Source organism: Defluviimonas salinarum (genome assembly GCF_026013545.1).
GTDB lineage: Bacteria > Pseudomonadota > Alphaproteobacteria > Rhodobacterales > Rhodobacteraceae > Albidovulum > Albidovulum salinarum.
In genome coordinates, this window is the sequence record NZ_JAPDOG010000049.1 from 1 (window position 1) to 19,575 (window position 19,575).

General features: G+C 63.4%; 21 protein-coding genes. 8 read left to right on the top strand and 13 right to left on the bottom strand.

Features of this window, described 5'->3' with window-relative positions:
* Positions 1–290: 290 nt before the first annotated feature.
* From OM960_RS23970 to OM960_RS23980, 3 genes are all read right to left on the bottom strand, one after another.
* Positions 291–1,136, bottom strand: a complete 846-nt coding sequence (locus OM960_RS23970; RefSeq protein WP_263336858.1) for a class I SAM-dependent methyltransferase — start codon at positions 1,134–1,136, stop codon at positions 291–293.
* 420 nt (positions 1,137–1,556) lie between these two features.
* Positions 1,557–2,273 (bottom strand): winged helix-turn-helix transcriptional regulator, encoded by a 717-nt coding sequence (locus OM960_RS23975; protein WP_263336861.1) that lies wholly within the window; start codon positions 2,271–2,273, stop codon positions 1,557–1,559.
* Positions 2,274–2,992: 719 nt separating this feature from the next.
* Positions 2,993–3,340 (bottom strand): hypothetical protein, encoded by a 348-nt coding sequence (locus tag OM960_RS23980; RefSeq protein ID WP_263336862.1) that lies wholly within the window; start codon positions 3,338–3,340, stop codon positions 2,993–2,995.
* A 109-nt stretch (positions 3,341–3,449) separates the two neighbouring features.
* Here OM960_RS23980 and OM960_RS23985 point away from each other — a divergent pair, with 109 nt between their 5' ends.
* Complete coding sequence (locus OM960_RS23985; protein ID WP_263336865.1) at positions 3,450–5,141, top strand: winged helix-turn-helix domain-containing protein; 1,692 nt, start codon at positions 3,450–3,452, stop codon at positions 5,139–5,141.
* A 283-nt stretch (positions 5,142–5,424) separates the two neighbouring features.
* On the opposite strand, the gene OM960_RS23990 is transcribed toward OM960_RS23985, so the two are convergent.
* The 10 genes from OM960_RS23990 to OM960_RS24035 all read right to left on the bottom strand — a co-directional run bounded on the left by OM960_RS23990 (position 5,425) and on the right by OM960_RS24035 (position 14,772).
* Positions 5,425–5,778 (bottom strand): hypothetical protein, encoded by a 354-nt coding sequence (locus OM960_RS23990; RefSeq protein WP_263336868.1) that lies wholly within the window; start codon positions 5,776–5,778, stop codon positions 5,425–5,427.
* A complete protein-coding gene (locus OM960_RS23995) occupies positions 5,775–7,082 on the bottom strand; it encodes a recombinase family protein (protein WP_263336871.1) in 1,308 nt (435 codons plus the stop codon). The genes OM960_RS23990 and OM960_RS23995 overlap by 4 nt, the downstream gene beginning before the upstream one ends.
* A complete protein-coding gene (locus OM960_RS24000) occupies positions 7,082–7,534 on the bottom strand; it encodes a DUF2924 domain-containing protein (RefSeq protein WP_264773741.1) in 453 nt (150 codons plus the stop codon). The genes OM960_RS23995 and OM960_RS24000 overlap by 1 nt, the downstream gene beginning before the upstream one ends.
* A gap of 187 nt (positions 7,535–7,721) precedes the next feature.
* Complete coding sequence (locus OM960_RS24005) at positions 7,722–10,031, bottom strand: phage/plasmid primase, P4 family (RefSeq protein ID WP_264773742.1); 2,310 nt, start codon at positions 10,029–10,031, stop codon at positions 7,722–7,724.
* Positions 10,028–10,252 (bottom strand): helix-turn-helix domain-containing protein, encoded by a 225-nt coding sequence (locus OM960_RS24010; RefSeq protein WP_264773743.1) that lies wholly within the window; start codon positions 10,250–10,252, stop codon positions 10,028–10,030. The genes OM960_RS24005 and OM960_RS24010 overlap by 4 nt, the downstream gene beginning before the upstream one ends.
* A gap of 143 nt (positions 10,253–10,395) precedes the next feature.
* Positions 10,396–12,339: an adenine nucleotide alpha hydrolase family protein gene (locus tag OM960_RS24015; protein WP_264773744.1), complete on the bottom strand. Its 1,944-nt coding sequence runs from the start codon at positions 12,337–12,339 to the stop codon at positions 10,396–10,398.
* Entirely contained in the window at positions 12,332–13,114 is a 783-nt protein-coding gene (locus tag OM960_RS24020) for a hypothetical protein (protein WP_264773745.1), read from the bottom strand. Before OM960_RS24020 ends, OM960_RS24015 begins: the two co-directional genes overlap by 8 nt.
* Positions 13,115–13,864: 750 nt before the next feature.
* A complete protein-coding gene (locus OM960_RS24025) occupies positions 13,865–14,032 on the bottom strand; it encodes a hypothetical protein (RefSeq protein ID WP_264773746.1) in 168 nt (55 codons plus the stop codon).
* 82 nt (positions 14,033–14,114) lie between these two features.
* Positions 14,115–14,411, bottom strand: a complete 297-nt coding sequence (locus OM960_RS24030; RefSeq protein ID WP_264773747.1) for a hypothetical protein — start codon at positions 14,409–14,411, stop codon at positions 14,115–14,117.
* Positions 14,412–14,469: 58 nt separating this feature from the next.
* On the bottom strand, positions 14,470–14,772 hold the full coding sequence (locus tag OM960_RS24035) for a hypothetical protein (RefSeq protein ID WP_264773748.1): 303 nt from the start codon (positions 14,770–14,772) through the stop codon (positions 14,470–14,472).
* 85 nt (positions 14,773–14,857) lie between these two features.
* On the opposite strand from OM960_RS24035, the gene OM960_RS24040 reads away from it, so the two are divergent.
* The 7 genes from OM960_RS24040 to OM960_RS24070 all read left to right on the top strand — a co-directional run bounded on the left by OM960_RS24040 (position 14,858) and on the right by OM960_RS24070 (position 19,209).
* Complete coding sequence (locus OM960_RS24040) at positions 14,858–15,061, top strand: SHOCT domain-containing protein (protein WP_264773749.1); 204 nt, start codon at positions 14,858–14,860, stop codon at positions 15,059–15,061.
* 204 nt (positions 15,062–15,265) lie between these two features.
* Positions 15,266–15,520 carry an acyl carrier protein gene (acpP, locus tag OM960_RS24045; protein WP_264773750.1) on the top strand — a complete coding sequence of 85 codons (255 nt, stop codon included), beginning with the start codon at positions 15,266–15,268 and terminating at the stop codon, positions 15,518–15,520.
* Between the two features lie 340 nt (positions 15,521–15,860).
* Positions 15,861–17,168: a site-specific DNA-methyltransferase gene (locus OM960_RS24050; protein ID WP_264773751.1), complete on the top strand. Its 1,308-nt coding sequence runs from the start codon at positions 15,861–15,863 to the stop codon at positions 17,166–17,168.
* The gene (locus OM960_RS24055; protein ID WP_264773752.1) at positions 17,168–17,653 is read left to right on the top strand and encodes a hypothetical protein; all 486 of its coding nucleotides are present in this window, start codon (positions 17,168–17,170) and stop codon (positions 17,651–17,653) included. Before OM960_RS24050 ends, OM960_RS24055 begins: the two co-directional genes overlap by 1 nt.
* The gene (locus OM960_RS24060) at positions 17,650–17,853 is read left to right on the top strand and encodes a hypothetical protein (protein ID WP_264773753.1); all 204 of its coding nucleotides are present in this window, start codon (positions 17,650–17,652) and stop codon (positions 17,851–17,853) included. Before OM960_RS24055 ends, OM960_RS24060 begins: the two co-directional genes overlap by 4 nt.
* A gap of 296 nt (positions 17,854–18,149) precedes the next feature.
* Positions 18,150–18,608 (top strand): phage terminase small subunit P27 family, encoded by a 459-nt coding sequence (locus OM960_RS24065; RefSeq protein ID WP_264773754.1) that lies wholly within the window; start codon positions 18,150–18,152, stop codon positions 18,606–18,608.
* Between the two features lie 55 nt (positions 18,609–18,663).
* Positions 18,664–19,209: a phage terminase small subunit P27 family gene (locus tag OM960_RS24070; RefSeq protein WP_264773755.1), complete on the top strand. Its 546-nt coding sequence runs from the start codon at positions 18,664–18,666 to the stop codon at positions 19,207–19,209.
* The last annotated feature ends 366 nt before the right edge of the window (positions 19,210–19,575 follow it).

A 19,575-nucleotide genomic window follows, 5' to 3' on the forward strand; every position in this document is an offset into this window, starting at 1 on the left:
GAAAATCCTCCCACCCTCCCTGTCGCCAGAAAGGGCAAAAAGTGGCCGACTTTTACGCCGCCCGCAGCCGGATCATCCCGCCGCTACCGTGGCCGACTATTGCTCCGCCGTTCTCAAACGTTGGTTGCGTTTTGCGTCAAACGCAGCACAGGGCCTTCCGCGCTTGGGCGCAGATCAGGTCATCGGAGCCGGCTGCCGCAGCGCCGCATGACCACTCCGAGCCCATCCAAGACATTCGTGCTTGGCGCAGCAGCTCACGACCGACGATGCTTGCCGCACTCAATTGGCAGCTACATCAAGGATGGAGTCCTAAGGACGTATATTGCAATCGGCGACATCTTCGTTTCGTCGCGCCACTCTATTCCCTCGTCAGGTGAACCAAGCGGCTTGTGAAGCTTGGCAAGGCCCAGTCCGGCGCGTTCGGCAGCTCCGATGTAATCCTCCTCTGTCCAGAAATAGTCATACAAGACGACGTCGATACCCTGAATCAGCAGTTTGACCGTGTCGCCGCTTTGGAGCGTTTTGTCGTTCTCGGGGAACGCGTACGACAATGATACCCAGTTTCCCTCAGTCGCCTCGGTCGAGGAGGTCACTAGGATGATAATTCCATCCTTCTTAAGGACCCGCTTCAATTCCTTCAGGATATTCTCGATTTCCTCGATCCGTGAAACTTCGAGGAACACGTAGCTGGCAAAAATCAGATCGAAAGCGAAGTCGCCGAATGGCAAGCGCCCGCTGGGGACATGGTAATACTGGCCCGCCTCGTCCTTGGAGCGAGCTTGCCTAAGCATATCCTGGCTAATGTCTACACCGATTGCATCGTAGCCGAGGCGCTTCAAAAACCGTGTCGAGCGCCCCGCACCGCAGCCATAGTCGAGCACGGACGCGACGGAACCTGCGTGCTCACCGATCAGCGTGGGTATGTCACGAAACGCGAGGTATTGTGTCCCTTGCATCTCCAGGTCGGCAAATGCGCCGGCGTGCTTTTCGTAGTCGTGTGTTTTGATGCTCATCCGAGCCATCTCCGCGCAAACGTGGCCATCTTCGCCATCCGAAGCGGTCTCGCCGGCCGCAAGGCCCGAACCTACGGTGCACCAAAAACTGAACGAGCCGGCCATTAGAGGCAGACGTTTCATTCTAGCAGATCAATGAATTGGAGTGAATTCGGCATCGTCAGACCAGAAGCGGTTGCTACGCGGCCTCAGACAGAGTGCGCCCTGAAAGACCGCTTCGTCCGCTTTGCTGACCTCGACACGAGTCCAGCCATAGCGTTTGCAGCGAACGGCCGCTTCGACGGGCCGCGTCGCGGCATAGTCACCTGGGGCTGAAGGTCGGCAACGGGACGTCTGCGCTTGAGCGCAGATCAGGCCATCGTCGCCGGCTGCCACAGCGCCGCATGACCCCTCCGAGCCCGAAGTGCCGGATGCTGCACAAAGCACGAATGGCCGGAAATGGCTCTGTCCGCAAGCAGCCACACGTCTTCTGATTTCGCGTTTCCTTCAACCGATCTTCCGTAGCGGAGTTGGGGCGCGGTTCAGTGGCGGTGGCCTGCCGATCTACGCGCGGCGTTTTGTCGGAAGAGTGGCGATGCCGTCGATCCGACCATAATCTCCCACGGGCAGCCAGCGATCCATCGTGCGCGCCAGCCTGGCGTCACCACTGACGAATAGTGAACCCCGGTCTGTCTCGCGGGCGATCGTGCTGCGCCCGATCAATATGCCGGCAAGCGAGATGACTTCGGTCTCGATGTACAGGTCCACATCGCAGCCCGGATCGGAGGTGCAGAGCTCCGGCAGCGCATCCGGTTGGATCACCATCCAGTAGGTGTCGTAGGGGAGATCGTCATCGCTGAAATGGAAGCGGATTACGACACGTCGATCTGGCATCTCCGTGACGTCGATCCAGCGGCGTATCTTCCACATGAGCGTGGACAGGTTCGTATCGCAAAGTGCGATTTCGGCTTCGATGTAGCGTTGCGCCCAGACCGCCAGCGCGTTCAGCGCAGGCTCCAGCGCGATCGCCTTGTCAGTACGGATGTAGTCGACCGTCCCGGCTGCTTTGTCCTCAATACGCTCGACTAACCCAGCGGCTTCCAGTTCTTTCAGGCGTTTGGAGAGCAGCCCGGGGGAAATGCTTCCGATGCCACGGCGGATATCGTTGAAGCGGGTCGAGCCCGACCAGAGCTCCGTCAGGATCTGAATCGACCACCTCGGCACCAGAATCTCGCACGCCTTCGCGATTGGGCAGAGCATCCCATAGGGTTTTTGCGGCATGGGCCGTACCTCCCCTCGATGGAAGGCTACTCTCATTGACGCGCGGGGATCCAGTTCGAAAAGTGTACTGAAACCGGTTCACTCGCCGCACTACCCTGGAGCGGTGCTGCTGCGCCAGACTGCCTGCATCGCAAGCGGCATTGAACGCCGCAGACAAGGGAGGCGATGACATGGCAATGAAATCAATTGGACAGCGCCAGTCCGAGCGAAGGACCCGTGCGGTTCTGGGTATCGGATCACAATGCCTTCTGGCGGCCGCCGAGATACGCGACCGCCTAGCAGCGAGGCGAGCGTTTCGCAGGCTCTCCACCAGGCAGATGCGCGACGTCGGCCTTACCCATGACGATGTGAAGGCCACCTGCCGGGCACCTCTATCCGTGAACATGGGCCGCAATCTCCGCAGGATCGCGCGAGGGCGGGCCGGGAACTGGTAGATTGAGCGGATCTAGCTATGTGGCAAGTCTGCATTTGCGACCATGTGACTATTGAGCCAAAGAAGGGTCAAAAGCCGTCGCAGCCACCTGGACAATCAGCGCTGTTGGGTTCCGCACTAGGGCGCCCGCTCGGTCCGGCATGATGAACCTTGGATGCATTCTGAGAAGTTCCGGACCTGGCAGAAAGCGTCGGATGACAACTTCAAACCCGCATCCATTATTTCCATGTGAGACTGGATCCGGACCTCGGTTCGCCTGAGGCCCGAATCCGCAAACCGATTCTTTTCACGAGGCCGGAGAGGGATCAGTCTCGGAGTTCGGAACGAACAGGAACTTCAGCTCACGTTTGTTCTTGTGCAGGTCGGATCGGACGGCGTCCATTCGAGGCGTGGCGGCCGGACGGGTGCAAACATGAAACTCTTCGCCGGTAGCCCGCACGACGCGGGGATCGTCGAACCGTAGTTGAACGGAGAAGCTGCGGATGTAGTAACCGGCTGGGTTAGATGTGACATCCCCTACACCGGCGGCTTCGTTGACGTGGCCCTCACCGCACAGCTTGTCGATCCGGGATTGCGCCTCGGCTGACCCCGCAAACAGGACCAGTGCCACGATCAAGCTAGACTGCATAATCATCTCGGTACCCCCTTTGCATAGTGCGTTCCGTCTGCCGCCGTAAGAGGTCAACTCTGTTGCGAGGACGGCGGCGGGTTCGCTAGACTATTGGGGCAGACGGGGGGGCGAAATGTCCCGAAAACGCGCCGAATTTGCGATGAAATCCCACGAAATCATAAAGCTGGGCAGTTACCGCTTTGACCCTAGCGACAAGACGTTGCGGGACAGCTCAGGCGGCGTCGTTCCACTGCGCAGCCAGAGCGCAGATGTCTTGGCCTATCTTGCCCAGCGGCACGGGCAGATTGTCGGCAAGGACGACATCATCAGCGCGATCTGGCGCGACACATTCGTGACCGATGACAGCCTTGTTCAATGTATCGCCGACATTCGGCGAGCACTCGGCGATCAGGAGCACGCACTTGTTCAGACCCATCCGAAGCAGGGCTACCGGCTGCTTGTGACGTACACCGAAGGGCGTCGAGAGGTCTCGCTGAAATCAAGGCGGATCGCATTTCCATTTCGGATTGCGGCTGTCGTCGCTGTGGTCCTGTTGTCGATCGCCTCGCTCGTTCTGTGGCAACCGCGGCCGACCGTGCGCCAAAGTCCGGTTCCGGACGACGCGCCACTGTCCTTGCCGATGAAACCGTCTATTGCCGTTCTCGCGTTCAGCGATCTTAGCAAAGGCGCGAATGCAGACTTTCTCAGCGATGCGATCGCTGAGGGAATTATCACCGAATTGTCGCGGTTCGCGGAATTGTTCGTCGTCGCGCGCAATTCGAGCTTCAGTTATCGCGATCAATCGACGGATGTGCGCGACATCGCTCGGGACCTCGGCGTACGATACGTCCTGGAGGGCAGCCAGCAGAAAGCTGGCAACCGACTAAGAGTAACCGCCAAGCTTATCGACGCCGTTTCGGGTAATCATGTCTGGGCGGAAACCTATGACCGGGACATCGAGGACGTCCTCACCCTGCAGGCCGAAATCACCAGAACCGTCGCCGCCACGGTTGCCCCAAGGCTCATCGTCGCAGCGACGAATGAGGCCGCCAGATTGGATGCAAATAATCTTGAAGCCTTCGCTCACTGGCTGAGGGGGAACCGTCTCCTTTACGATTACACGCGGGAGAGCACCGCTAAAGCGCAGAGCGAATTCCTGGCGGCTTTAGCGGCGGACCCGAACATGGCACGCGGCCATGTCGGCCTCGCCTATGTTTATATCAACGGAGTCCGTTGGGGTTGGACCGACCTCGAGCGCGGCCTAGCCCTGGATCTGGCGCTGAAGGAAGCACAGACCGCGCTGGATCTGGCGCCGGAGGATTACTACGCGCATGAGACCATGGCATATATCCTCATGCAGGCGGGTGAACATGAAGCGGCAATCACCAAGTTCCGGGTTGCGTTGCAGCTAAACCCGAACTCAGCGGACGTGCGGGCGTCCATGTCGGAGGCGCTGAGCTACACAGGGCAGATACCTGAAGCCATCAGCCTGATACAGGAAGCGATGCGGCTCGATCCACATCATCCGGACTGGTTCAATTGGGTCCTCGCGTGGTTGCAGTGGTATACGGGTGACTGCGAAGAGGGCCTTGCGTCCATGGATCGCATGGCACAGCTGCCCAATCTCGCCCGGCGAACGCTGGCTTCATTGTATGTTTGCGTCGGTGATGTTCCGAAGGCGCGTTCGGTCATCCACAAGTTTCTTGAACAGGAGCCCGGCTATTCCATCGCAGATGTGCGGGCCAGCTTGGCCCACAAATACAAAAAACCCGCTGACCTTGAACGATGGATCGACGATCTGCGCAAAGCAGGGCTTCCCGAGTGAAGGATTCTACCAAATCGCCCGTTGTCCGATTTCGAAAGAAACCAGAAACGTCCCTGAATCGCCAACCTCGCTTGGCCGGAAAAAGATTTGTTCTCGGACCGATGAATGCTGCTGTGTGAATGCTCGTCGAAGGGCCAACGACGGATTTGTCCGCTTTGCTGACCTCGACACGAGTCCGGCCCTTGCATTTGCAGCGAATGGCCGCTTCGACGAGCCGCACCGCAGCGTAGTCGCCTGGGTCTGAAGGTCGGCAACGGACCGTGAGCGTCGATACGGTGAAGGCTTATTCCTGCGCGCACCACTCCAGCGGGAACGGTTCCAGCATTCGCGCCAGCGTCACCCCCGGTCCCTGCCTGCCGTCCAGGATCGCCTCGACGATGACGGGCGCGAGGAGCGTCAGGCGCAGGACGCGGGTCATGTAGGAAGAAGCGATCCCTTCGCGTTCGGCCAGTTCGGCGATGGTGGCGAACTCCCCCGCGTCCAGCATCCGCTTCCAGCGGAAGGCGCGCGCCAGCGCCTTGACGAGCGTGTTGTCGATCTCTCGTTTTGGCGGTGCGCCTGGAGGCAATTGAATCTCCTTGCGCCCGCCGCGTCGATGGAGCGTAATCGGTATGTGGACGGACACGATGTCGCTCATGCGGCCGCCCTCGTGCCGCTGGCTTGAATCTCCACAAGCAGATGTGACAGTCCGTCCACACGCAGCCTGAGATTGAGACCATCGGTGCCGACCTCCACGCGCTCGACCAGCAGCGCCGCGATGCGGGCCTGCTCGGCAGGAAAGAGCTCGTCCCACAGCGGGTCGAATCGTTGAAGGGCCGCGCGGGCATCGGCCTCGGTGATGTCGGCGGCATGGGCGCGCGCGGCCTTCCAAGTGCCCGCAACGATCTCGGGCTGACGGAACACGACACGGAGCTGGTTGACGACGGCTGCCTCGATCTCTCCCGCGGGCACGCGGCCAATTGGGCAGGCTCCGGCACCATGCTTCAGCACGGACTGGCTGACATAGTAGCGGTAGAGCCTGCCGCCCTTGCGAGTGTGGGTCGGCGAGAATGCAGCGCCGTCTGGGCCGTAGAGCAGTCCCTTCAACAGCGCGGGTGTGTCGGCGCGGGTGCGTGCGGCGCGCCTCCGAGGACTCTCCCGCAGGATCGCGTGCACGCGGGTCCACGTCTCGCGGTCGATGATGGCGTCGTGCTCGCCGGGGTATGCCTCGCCCTTATGGACCGCCTCGCCGATGTAGGCGCGGTTCGAAAGCATCCGGTACAGGTACTTCTTGTCGATCCGGTTGCCGCGCGGCGTGCGATGACCGCGCGTGCCGACCTCCCGTGCCAGTTCCGTGCAAGATCCGATCTCGAGAAACCGGGCGAAGATCCAGCGAACCTGCGCGGCAGATTCGCCGTCGACCACCAGCTTCCGGTTCTCGACCCGATATCCGTATGGTGGGACGCCACCCATCCACATGCCCTTCTTACGGGAGGCAGCAACCTTGTCTCGGATGCGCTCGGCGGTGACCTCCCGCTCGAACTGAGCGAAGGAGAGCAGGATGTTCAGCGTCAGCCGCCCCATCGACGTTGTCGTGTTGAAGGACTGCGTGACCGAAACGAAGGTCACGCCGTTCCGGTCAAAGACCTCGACCAGCCTCGCGAAGTCGGCGAGCGAGCGCGAGAGTCGATCGATCTTGTAGACGACGACCACGTCGACCAGCCCGTCCTCGATGTCCTGCAGCAGCCGTTTCAGGCCTGGGCGTTCGAGCGTGCCCCCCGATATCCCGCCATCGTCATATTGATCGCGGACCAGCACCCAGCCTTCGGAGCGCTGGCTGGCGATGTACGCCTCGCAGGCCTCGCGCTGGGCGTGCAGGCTGTTGAACTCCTGTTCCAACCCTTCCTCGGAGGATTTCCGGGTGTAGACCGCGCATCGGCGTTTCAATTTGACCTCCGCCATCAGCGGCCTCCCTGACGTTTGAGCCCAAAGAAGACGAGCCCGTTCCAGCGGGTCCCGGTGATGGTGCGTGCGATGGCGGAGAGCGACTTGTAGGGTCGCCCCTGCCATTCGAAGCCGTCGGCGGTGACGGTGACGACGTACTCTATCCCCTGCCACTCGCGCAGCAGCCGTGTGCCGGTGATCGGGCGGTCGCGGTCGAGGCGCACTCCGCGCTTCTTCTTGTCCCCGCCGTCAAGTTCCTCGCCCAGCTGCTCCAGCCGCCGGATCGTTTCGGCTTTCAGCCCGCCATAGGCGAGCTCCTGGATGCGGTAGGCGAGCCGGCTCTCGAGGTAGCGCCGGTTGAAGGGCGGCGGTTCGCTGTCAAACAACTCGCGCCATTGCGCCTTCAGCTCCGGCGTCGGGAGGGTCTTCAGCGCGGCGAGGCGCGCGGGGATCGGGTCGTGTGTCGTCATGCGGGTCTCCGGTTGGTGGCGGTTGCATGACCACTCCGGGCGGCGGTGAAGGGAAGCGAACTTTCTCGATCCGGATCAGACAGTTCGCTTGACTGTCGGGCACGAAGGCGGATGAGCCCGAGCGCGAGGATGCGGCAGAGCTCGGCGCGGCGTTCGGCCGGCGACATACGGGAAGTGGGATAGGGATTCATGCCGAAGCCTCGGCAGCGGAATGCCGTAGCTTTATTCCAAGCCAACCCCTGGTAGATCCAACCTTCGCGGGGCTGAAGCCGCGTTCGCGAAGCTGGGCGCCGAGGACCTTCTGCGATCCCCGATCGTAGCCCGCACACTCCGCCCAGCGTGACCAGCTCAGATAGAGGTCGCTGGCGGTGGCGCGATGAGCGCTGCCTGTGACGCATTGCTCGGCGATCCACTGTCCGACGACGTCCTCGTCCTCGAGGTAGTCGTCGACGGCAGATGTGACCGAGGCCGGTGGATTGAGTCCTCCGCGCTGCCATTCGAGGCAACCCTCGATCATCCAGCCGAGGATACCCTCTGCCTCGTCGAGAAGCTTTTCCGCCAGGCGCTTGTCGCGCCGTTCCGGCGGAATGGTGACGGTGAACGGCACGAGGTGCAGTCTGCGGCGCATGGCTTCGCCGGTCCGTCTCAACTCTGGCCGATGGTTGCCCGCGACGATCAGCTTGAACTGCGGCGTGAACTCGAAATGGTTCTGCCGCATGAAGTTCGCGCGAACACGCTCGCCGCCGGTAACCGACTTGATCCGACCCTCGGCCCATGCTCGCCCGGCTTCGGTTTCCGGCACGAGCACCAGCCGAGCGCCCCGGAGACCCGCAAGTTCCGTGAGATGCCGATCCGTTCTGGACGCCATGAATGTATCGAGAGTCGCGGTCGACGCGTATGTGCCAAGGAGCGCGGAGATAGTCTGCAGAAAGACCGACTTCCCGTTGGCCCCCTGACCGTGCAGGAAGACGAACACCTGTTCCCGGGTCGAACCGGTAAGGCAGTAGCCGCAGAAGCGCTTCAGATAGGCCTTCAATTCGCCGTTGCCGCCGAGGACCTCGTCGAGGAACGTCTCCCAGCGGGGGCAGCCCCGCTTTGGCGCAGCCGATGTCATTTGCGAGATCAGGCGGGTCCGCTCGTGATCGCGGACCTCACCGCTCCGGAGATCGACGTGCCCCGACGGCGTGTTGATGAGCATCGGGTGGCTGTCCCAGTCCTCGGGGCGCGCCGCGACCCGCGGGTCCGACGACGCGATCCGCAGGACGGCAGTGATGGTCTTGTCGCTTGCAAGCCGTCGGGCCTGTGAAGCGCCTTCGGCCTCAGCGGCGGCCGCCCGGCAGACAAGCCGCACAGCTTCGCGAACGGCGCCGGTGTCATCTGGACGCCACTGCGTCCCGTTCCAGGCGAACCAGGCACCCCAGGAAGCCACGTGGCGCCAGTTTTCCCCCTGCGCCCGAACAAACTCGGCTGCGAGTGCGTCCTCGCTCTGTGATAGCGGCATGGACGAATGGCCGGCGTAATCGGCGGCGAGCCCACCACGATGCCTGACGTTGACGCTAGCCGCGTCGATCTGTGCCAGGTTTTCGAAGTCCCGGCGCAGCCGCGCTTCGTCCCAAGGCGGGCTGATCATTGCGGCGTTGTAGTCGCGAACAGCGACCCAGGCCTCGGCCATGGTGCAGCGCCCGAGCCGCGCATTCCTGATCCAGTGTCCGCAGATCTTCGTGATGGCGTCGAACCGGCTGATTCCATCGAGGCCGCCCTCGCGAACCCTCATGGTCTGAAGCTGAGCCGCGGAGGGGCCGTCGCGATGCGTGGCTGGATCCTCAAGCAACCCGGGCAGCGACGGCATGGCCGCAACCCTCTCGTACAGATCGTCAAGCTCATACTCGACGGGAGAACAGTTTCGGAGCCTGACGGGCGCGCGGAGGCCGTTCTTGCCATGGACCGATCCCGGGACCCGGATCGGCTGGTGGAGACTTCCTAGTGCCGGATCGCCGCCCACCTTGCGGGCAACGTCTGACCGGACGTCCTTCACTCGCTGCAGATCGGCGCCACGCGCCGCTTCCGTCAGCCGCCAGTAAAGATGGAGCTTGTCCTGCCCGGCTTCGGTGCGGCCGCCTGAGATCACCTCCATCGAGGGCATGCCGAGGTGGTGCACCAGATGCGCGTGTTTTGCGGCGATGTCGCCGGTGTCGAGGTCGATGACTATGACTCCGGTTTCGGCAATGTCGGCGGCCTTGGCCGAGCCCGGCTTCATGACCGTGCCGGGCACGACAAAAAGACCTTGCGCGTTGGCGGCGGCGGGTCCGGCCATCCGCTTAAGGGCCGCGGGAACGCTGCTGGACCGCTGATACGTTGATCTCGGTTTCTGGCTGGGCGTTCCCTTCTCGGCGAGAAGACGCACCGGCGCAAAACCCTCGAGGTAGCCGAACACGACGTCGCAGAAGATTTCGATCGCTCGCTCGTCCGGCTGAGGGCTTTCGGAACTCGTACTCATTGCGAGTGTCCCTCCTGCCGCGCGGCCTCCTCGAAAGCCAGCACGTCGGACAGGCGGTAAAGCACGCTGCCGCCAATCCTGATCCAGGCGGGGCCTGTACGGTCAGCCCGATAACGCTGAAGGGTCCGCGGCGACTTGCGCCACCGTTTTGCAAGGTCGTTTTCGTTCAGGAAGGATGACAGGTTCACCCATGTCGTCTGGGTATTCTGCTCGTTTGCCATATTCGCGTCTCCGCATGCCGCCCAAGTGCGGGCCATGGGGATAATTGTCCGCGAAATCAGCGGCTTGCGCAGCTTTGACGCGCTGACAGCGCTCCGTCATGCGCTGACAAAAGTGCTCGAAAACCCCAGTAAAAACAGGGGTGTCAAGCTCCCGGCGCTGACAAACCGCTCGGAATCGCTGACGGGCCTGTTTCGCCCCTCTCGCGATTGACCAAAAGTTCGGTGGGGCCGACCTGATGACGTCCGACGATTCGGATCTCCGGGTCCAGCCGATACCCGGCGAGGACTTTGCTCTGGATCAGGAAATTGTCCGGGAGATGCTCGCCGAAGAGGGCGAGGTAATAGTCATCGAAGGCCTGTCGACAGCGGCTGACATTCTGGTGCACCGAGGCTTTCGTCGCGCCCTTCGGCAATGCGATCCTGCCCGGAGGGATATAACGGAACTCCGACGCCTCGAGCCCGGCATCGCGATCCTTCTCGAAATCGGCCTTGAGGGCGTGCGCGACCGAGGCCGGCGCGCCCGGGACGGCGCCAAGCCGGAATATTTCGACGACCGGCCGGTTCCCCGCGGAATAGAACGCGACCTCGAGGCGATCGAGACAAAACTCGTTGTCATCCGGTTCCGGCCGCTCCGCTTCCGGTATCGACCGATACGCGGGTGCGGACGCGGTTACGGGTTCTGTCAAAGACAAGCGCGCCGAGCCGAACAGCTTCAGCAAAGCGGTGTCCGGCACGGATTCGTCGAAAACGCCGGCCGCTTCCGCCTGGAAAACCTTGCGCACCACCGCAGAGTGACGCTGCTGCATGGCATGCGTGCGCCTCAGTGCCTCCGCCATGGAAAGAAACGGGTGCCCCTCCAGAACTCGCGACACTTCGCTCGTGAAGGTCTGATAGAACTCCTCGATAGAGAGGTCCGCGAGCCTCCAGGCGTGCCGGGACCAGTCGATCGCCATGGTTCGGGCCAGATCCGTCTCACGCTCGCCGCGAAGAACATCCGTGCGGTAATGGATGGCGTCGTCATGTTGCGCAAGCCCGGCCGCCAGGATCGCAAAGCGGCGATCGAGGCATTGCGAACACTCGCCGCAATGCGTCTTGATCAGATCCTGGTCGCGCAGCCTCGTGCAGCTGACAGCCCGGGTGATGCAATCGGCCGCGTCATGCGCGGCGATCTTCTCGACCACCTCCTTCTTGGTCAACCACTCGAAGCCATTGCGGATCGGGATCTGCGTCTCGTCGATCGCATGAAGGAGCTTCTCCAGCCGGACGAGTGCGAGCGGATGGGTGGTCCGGGTCGCCATCGTTCCGATGACCTGCGGACTGATCGGCAGGTTCTGACTGACGACGCCGTTTTCGTAGAAACTTACCCGTGAAGCCCCCAGCATCTGGGCGACGGCGTAGCCGAGCGCCGCGAAGAGGAGCGAACGAGAGCGTTGCGTGGTTTCCCGTCCCTCGTGGCCCTTCCGGATCGCCTGTATCTGGATGTGGAGGACGCGGCCCGGGAAACGCTTCTTGAGATAGTTTCCGAGGTCGATCTGCCGGGGGATTGCCTTCTGGGCCGAGCGGTGCGTCACGAGGACGATGTTTCCGTTCCGGGTTGTGAGGGCCTCCAGCGCGCCGGCGAAACTGTCGAGACCGCCTGAAAAGAGGATGACCTCGGTCGCGTGAAACGCACTCCCGCTAGTCTCGAATGGAAGAAAATCGATGGCGCGCACTTCGTCAGCCTTGGGAACGAACCGGAATGCCACATTGTCGCCGGTCAGGAATTCCACGGCCTCGACAAGGGCGCGCTGGACGTCCGGTTTTTCCCAGACCTCCGGACAGCGAACAGGCAGCGTGAAGGAGAAATCCCGCGACCACGCCTCCCCCATGTTGTTGCGAACAGGACCGCCACGGGAGAATTCGCTATCGGCGGCAAAAACCGCACACGCGATTTCGAGGAGGTCACGCAGCTTGGGGCTCATCGCCGAGACGAGCTGCGCTTCGATCCGGTCCGGTGAAATCGTGAAGGTCCGATCCTTGCCCTCGAAGATGACAGGAAACCGCTTCAGGCCTTTCCTTCCGCGATACTCGACCAATGCTTCAGGCATCCGAACCTCGCGTCACCCGCAACTCCTCCGTGATCTTCCTGAAACAGACGGAGCCGAAGGTCGCTGCCTGCGTGGCGTCGATCCGGCCCTCGCGATGGAGGGTCTTGCCATACCAGCCGCCAGCAAACTCCCGAATGATGCGGGTGGCCTCGCTGCTGTATTGCGCGAGGGCCATGTCGAACGCGGCGCGTTCCGCTGTTCCGGAAAAGCGCCTGTCCAGTCCGACCTGGGCCGACAACGTCCGATCGAGCCAGGAGCGCAACGCCTCGCTGACAAGGCGATTGAAGAAGGATCGCGTGTAGCTTGCAAAGCTTCGGGAACCTGACAGGAGTGCCGCAGCGCGCTGAACGTCGTGAGGCGTGGTCTCAAAGAGGCCCGGCAGTTCGTCGCCAATGTGAATCGACAAGGTCGAGAGCAGGGCGCGCCGCGAGATCTCGCCGATATCGCTCGGGCTCGCCCGGTTTCGCGCAACCTCGTCGAGACGCTGTCCGACCGCCGTCACAAGCCCGAGCAGATCGGGTGTTCCCTGGATCGGGATGTCCGCATCACGAAGGGCCTGCCCGAAATCCTCGCTGCGAGCCGCAGCCGGAACCGTTGCAAGAAGCCGAACCGCCTCGACGAAGACCGGGTCCCTGACTGCCGCGAGCAGTTCCCTCTCCGCGGCCGCGGCGCTGGCGGCAACAACGTCTTCACGTGCAGCCCCATCCGTCAGTAGGGCGACGACTTCCTTCCACTTCCTAGAGTTCGGCAAGACGCCGAGATGGATGTGACCCATGGCACGAAGACTCACCGCTCCCTCGGCGCGAGTTCACGCCATGGTTGTGCTCCGTGTCAATTCCGATTTTTTTTGGGGAGGGGCAGACAAAGGACGGGTGGGACAGATCAGGACGCATGTTTTCCATGAGTCCCTTAACGAGTCTTTCTATATGGCGATAATGAAAAAAACCGTCCCAATCTGTCCGATCCGTCCCAAGGCGTTCGGTCGGTCTCGAACCGGAGTGCCGAGAGCACTGCCTGCGCATGCCGGATGCATTCGTCAGGTTGCTTATTTTAAGGTTTCAACCGCACGCGGTCGCCCGATTGCCATGGCCGCTTGTCGGGAGATGAATGACACGATGGGCGCGATAATGTGGCTGACCGTGGCGCGCGGGCTCTACGCCGCGCTCGTGGCGGAGATGGGGGTGCGGGCGCAGGAGTTTGGAGGCGACGGTCAAGTCGTTGCATCTCCGACAGCGCGGCATTTGCTATCACGCCGGCGCTCGGCTTCACCGTCCACCAGGACGAAACCGATGACGGTCGCCCGTTCGTGCGCGTCATTACCTGGAAGGTGCGTGACACCCAGCTCTATGGCTTCGAGAAGGGACAGATAAAGCTGGAGTTCCGGCGCGATCAGTTGAGCTACGCAGCGCTCCCGTGATGCGGCGACCGCGGAGCTTCGCGGGGGCGGTCTTCGAAGGCGACCGTGTCAGGCGGGGCGGTGCGTCAACCAACGAGCCAGCCGATGCGCCGCCATCGACGTCGCGCCTCAGCGATAGAGGCCGGGTTTCTTCGCACGCTCCTTGTCCTTGGCTCGTGCGAGGCGTCGAAGCGTGTGCTCCATGTTCTCGGCCCATTCCGGCACCTTGTCGGCTTCCGGTTCGGGCTTTTGCTCCTCGGGCTCGGGTGTGTCATTCGATGGCGTGGGTTTCCGCATCTCTGGGTGATCTTTCGTTCAGGGGGCGATGGCACATGGGAAGCTCCGGCGTAGCGCGTGGTTGAACTCCGGGTCCCTCGTCTCATGGGGTCAGAAGGAGGAGTCTCCTGGGGGCCCGGTCCCGCTGCTCGATTCGCCGGCGTGCCCGTTCCAGCTTGTCCCGCGCGGCCACCAATCGTTGCAACGCCCTCTCCCGCGCCTCGTAGAGCCGCCGAACCCTCGAACCGGGCTCGCCAAGACCCGACACCTGTGGCCGGTCGCGGGGCTGCACCCAGGACAGGGACTGCTCAACCGCCATGGTCCAGTCGTGATCGGCATCGAGGTAGCGTCTGTAGGACTTGACCAGAACCTTGCGCTGTACACCGAGATCAGGATGCATCTATTCGCCTCCTCACAAGACTCGCGCTGGGGAAATCCTAGCAAATCCCGAATCTGACTCAAGCCGGCACGATTCTGGTCGACGGCGCGATCACGATCATCGCCGGCCACGGCCGGGTGATGACGGTGCGCCTGCGCGGGCCCGCGAGCGACACGCGAACATGAAACGTCGTCGGAAAGCAATCGCGAGGCGCCGCGCGCATCATGATCTGGATCAGAATGGTTTCGTCCCAAATATGCTCAAATCGCGTTCCGCCGGAGGGCGTGGCTGACAGCGCTGTCGGATGATTGGAGGCTGCGATGAGAAACGAGATGACGAGACTGTTGGCCGCAGGGGGCGTCTTGTGGTCGACGGCGTACACTGCACTGGCGCAAGGTCGCGAAGGGGGTGACGGATATTATCACCATATGTGGGGGGACGGACATATGTGGGGCGGCGGCTATGGCATGGGTTACGGGCTGTTTGGCGGATTGATGATGATATTGTTCTCCGTGATCCTGATCGCGCTCGTTGTGATTGCGGTGCGCTGGTGGATGGAGCAAAGCCCGGGCAAGCGATCGTCCGCTCTTGAAATCTTGCAAGAACGCCTCGCAAAGGGCGAAATCGATGCAAAGGAATATGCCGAACGCAAGAAGGCGCTTGAGAGCTAACTTTCTGGCGGACTTCAACTGAATAAGTGATTGACGCCCGCTCTGTCGCGCAAAGCGGCCAGGGTTGGTGCTGTCTGCGTTTCGCTCTGAAGCACCTCGCGCGATCCGCATACCTCCAATTTCCCGTTCGTCGGGCCCGGGCGATGCTGTTACCCTTTCTCGGCCCCGTTGCGCCCCTGACCTTCCCAAGCCCGGAACTGCACAATGCCCGACACGGAACACCGCCTTCGAGCGATCACCGCCGAGATCCTCGATGCCGATCCCCATCGCATCCTGCCTGTCACACGGTTCGTGGATGACCTTGGCGCGGGCAGTCTCGAGACGGTCGAACTGCTGATTGCCTTCGAGGACCAGTTCGGCATCGAGATCCCGGATGATGTCGTGGAGACCCTCGGGACCTTTGGGGCCGCCGTCAACTACGTCAGGGCCAGCGGAACCCAGGCAGGCTCGGCCGCGTAGCCGCCGGAGCGGAGTACATTGCGCCGGTTCCAGGCCCCCCTATCCCTGCCGGTTCGAGATCAGCGCCGGCCTGGTCGATCCTGATCAGCTTCGACCGATCCGTGAGACGACCTGCGACGCCGGTGGAGTGCGCCTGACACAGATATCGGTGGCGTTCAGTGCCGCGCTCGCCGAACCTCGTCCGGCGCACCGCCGCTGGCAGCTGCCCAATCAGGTCAAAGTTGTCGCCCGGTGGCGGCAATTGGCATTTATTGTCATGATTACAATGCATTAACAGGATGATATACTGTCCCAAGAGGCAGGCGCCCGCGAATTTCGGCAGGCGGGGGATGGGGGCGAGATGGGCAGGCAGGCGGCAGCGGCGGCGGGAACGGATCAGTCAGCCCAGCGGGCGGCACTCGCGTCCGGGTCGGATCTCCGTCTCGAGCACCGGCCGGTCGCGGAGCTGGTCCCCTATGCCCGCAACGCGCGGACCCATTCGGAGGCGCAGGTGGCGCTCATCGCCGGGTCGATCCGCGAATACGGCTTCACCAATCCCGTGCTGGTCGATGGCGCGAACGGGATCATCGCCGGCCACGGCCGGGTGATGGCGGCGCGCCAGCTCGGGCTCGCGACGGTGCCGGTGATCGAGCTCGCGCATCTCAGCGCGGCGCAGAAGCGCGCCTACATCCTCGCCGACAACCGGCTGGCGCTGCAGGCGGGGTGGGACGCAGATCTTCTCGCGATCGAGATGGGGGAGCTTTCCGAACTGGGGATCGATCTTGGCGCGCTCGGCTTCGATGCGGGCGAGATCGACGCGCTCCTGCGGTCCGGGTCGCCGGACCCGCGCGAAGAGGAGACGCCGGCGCCGCCCGCCATGCCGGTCTCCCGGTCGGGTGATATCTGGGTGCTCGGCCGTCACCGGCTCATTTGCGGCGACGCGACGGATGCGGCGACGGTGGACCGCCTCCTCGCCGGGGTGCGCCCGCATCTTCTCGCCAGCGATCCGCCCTACGGTGTGAGCTACGATCCGGACTGGCGCAACCGCGCCGGCGCCTCGGAGACCAAGCGCGTGGGCAAGGTGCTGAACGATCATCGCGCCGACTGGCGCGAGGCCTGGGCGCTCTTTCCCGGCGATGTCGCCTATGTCTGGCACGGGGCGCTGCACGCCACCACCGTGGCCGAAAGCCTCGAGGCGGTGGGCTTCGAGGTCCGCTCGCAGATCATCTGGGCCAAGGAGCGGCTGGTGCTCTCGCGCGGCCACTACCACTGGCAGCACGAACCCTGCTGGTACGCGGTCCGCTCGGGCGGCACCGGGCACTGGTCCGGCGACCGCAAGCAGTCGACGCTGTGGCAGATCCCGAGCCGCGACCAGGACGCCGCGACGGTGCATGGCACCCAGAAGCCGGTCGAGTGCATGCGCCGGCCGATCCTCAACAACTCCTCGCCGGGACAGGCGGTCTACGAGCCGTTCTCGGGCTCCGGGACGACGATCATCGCCGCCGAGACCACGGGGCGGTGCTGCTACGCGCTCGAGCTCGATCCGGCCTATGTCGACGTCGCGGTTCTGCGCTGGCAGGCCTTCACCGGGCATGCGGCGGTGCTGGACGGGGACGGCCGGCCGTTCGACGCGGTCCGGGCCGAGCGTGCCTCGGAAGGAGCCTGCTGATGGGGCGCCCGGCAAGAACCCTGAACGCGTGCCAGAAGGCGGAGGTCGAAACCCTTGCCGCGGTGCTCTCGACGGCGCAGATCGCGGATTATTTCGGCATCGGCCGCACCACCTTCTTTGCGATGATGGAACGCGATGCCGAGATTTCCGAACGCTATAAAAGAGGCAAGGCGCGAGCGATCGGCGCGATCGCCCAGGGGCTGATCGCGAAGGCCCGGGGCGGCGACACAGCCTCGATGATCTTCTACCTCAAGACCCAGGCCGGCTGGCGCGAGACCGCGGCGGTCGAACATTCGCTGGCCGAGGACGGCCCCTCCGCCTCTGAAACCGCCTGGCAGAAACTGACCGCGAAGCTCGACGAAATCGCCGAACGCAAGCGGAGGGCCGGGCTGATCGAAGGCGTTGTCCAGCCAATCGGTGCGGCGGTGTGCGCGGGCGCGTCCTCGCCGGACCGGGACAGGTCCGGTGCGGGGGGCGGGGCATGAGCCGCTGGCACGTTCAATCCGGGCTCGAGACTCTCGTCACGGTTGCGGCGGGCATCGCCCTGCAGATCGTCGCATTTCCGGTAGTGGGGCTCGCCGCCACGCCTGTTCACTTGGGTGGACCGGATACGCTGGTCGCATTTCTTCGCGGCGCCGCGCTGCGCCGGCTCAACGGCCACGCAAGGCATGGAGAAGCGAGATGATGGAAGACCCGTCCACCGTGTCCCGAGATTCTGTTGCTGGCGTCCGAGCGGCGCGGCCCTCCCCCGGGGGGTGGGTCCATCTCTGGCGGCTCCGGGATCGGGACCGGCGCGGGCGTCTGCGTACCACAGCCGCGAAATTCCGAACCGGGTATCCCCGGGGCGGACTCGGAAAGATTCCCCTGTTTGCTGGGGGTTTTCGCCCGCAGACCCGCATTCGCGCGGCGCATTTGGTCGACAAAGTCGGGGGCTCGTCGCCAGCCCCGACGCCATGGAACTCCATCGGACAGGAGGCTGAGATGAGGGGGCGCAAGCCGAAACCGACCGCGCTCAAGCTGATCGAGGGCAATCCCGGCAAGCGGCCGATCAACGGCGGTGAGCCGAAGCCGCCGACGAGCCAGCCGACCTGTCCCGCGCATCTCTCGCCCACCGCCAAGACCGAGTGGAAGCGGCTCGCCACGGTGCTGAACGAGATCGGGCTCCTGACCCAGATCGACCGCACCGTGCTCGCCGCATATTGCCAGGCCTATGGCCGCTGGGTCGAGGCCGAGCGCAAGCTCGCCGAGACGCCGCCGCTGCTCAAGACCCCGGCAGGCTACGTCCAGGTCTCGCCCTGGATCACCATCTCCAACAAGCAGGTCGAGCTGATGACCCGGCTCATGGCTGAGCTCGGCCTGTCGCCCTCCGCCCGATCCCGGCTCGCGATCCAGGTTCCCAACGGCGCGAAGCCCTGGGAGTTCAGGGTTGCATTCGAATGACGATGAGCCGCTCCGCCAATCATCCTGTTCCAAACCAGCATCGGGAGCCGACGCCATGAACCGCGGGCGCAAGCCGAAGCCGACAGCGCTGCGCCGGGCCGAGGGCAATCCGGGCAAGCGCGGCTACAACGCCTTGGAGCCGGTGCCGCCCGACGGGCTGCCCTCCTGTCCTCCGCATCTCTCGGCGGCAGCGCAGGAGGAATGGCGCCGCATCGCCGGACCGCTCCACGACATGGGCGTCCTCACGCTGGTCGACCGCGCCGCGCTCGCGGCCTATTGCCAGGCCTGGGGTCGCTGGGTCGAGGCCGAGGAGAAGCTGAAGGAAACCCCGGTGATGCTGAAGACGCCCTCGGGCTATGTCCAGCAGTCGCCCTGGCTCTCGGTCGCCAACAAGCAGCTGGAGCTGATGGGCCGCTACATGGCCGAGCTCGGCATCACGCCGGCCTCGCGGTCACGGGTCGCGGTCAGCGATCCGGGCGATGACGTGGCGATGCCGGTGGTGATCGAGATCAGGGCGCACGAGCCGGCAAAGGAAGGCATCCCGCCGCGGATCACCCGGCATGATGGGGGCAATGCTGCGGGACGCGAGGGGCCCGTTTGAACCCGGAGTGGACTTTGATTTATCTTCAATGTCGGCAGTGCCGATATGCCTGAGCCCTGCCTACCGCGTGAACTTCACTCCGCGTCGGACCACGCCAAACGTCACCAGCGAGGGGTCGCAAGCCAGGCCGCAAGACTCCACCATCCGTCGAGACGGTACATTGTCCGGCGCAACCTGCGCCAGCGCATGGGTCCAGGAGAGCATCCGCTGGCTTTCCACCAGCACATGCGCCGTGACTATCTTTCCAAGCGTTAGCGTCCGCGCACGTGGTGTAATTTCAGCGCCTTTGTCGGTGTGATCCCGGGTGGCCATCGAGGTGTATGGTCGAGGTGGAGTTTCGACGCTTCAACCACGAACCTTACGGAG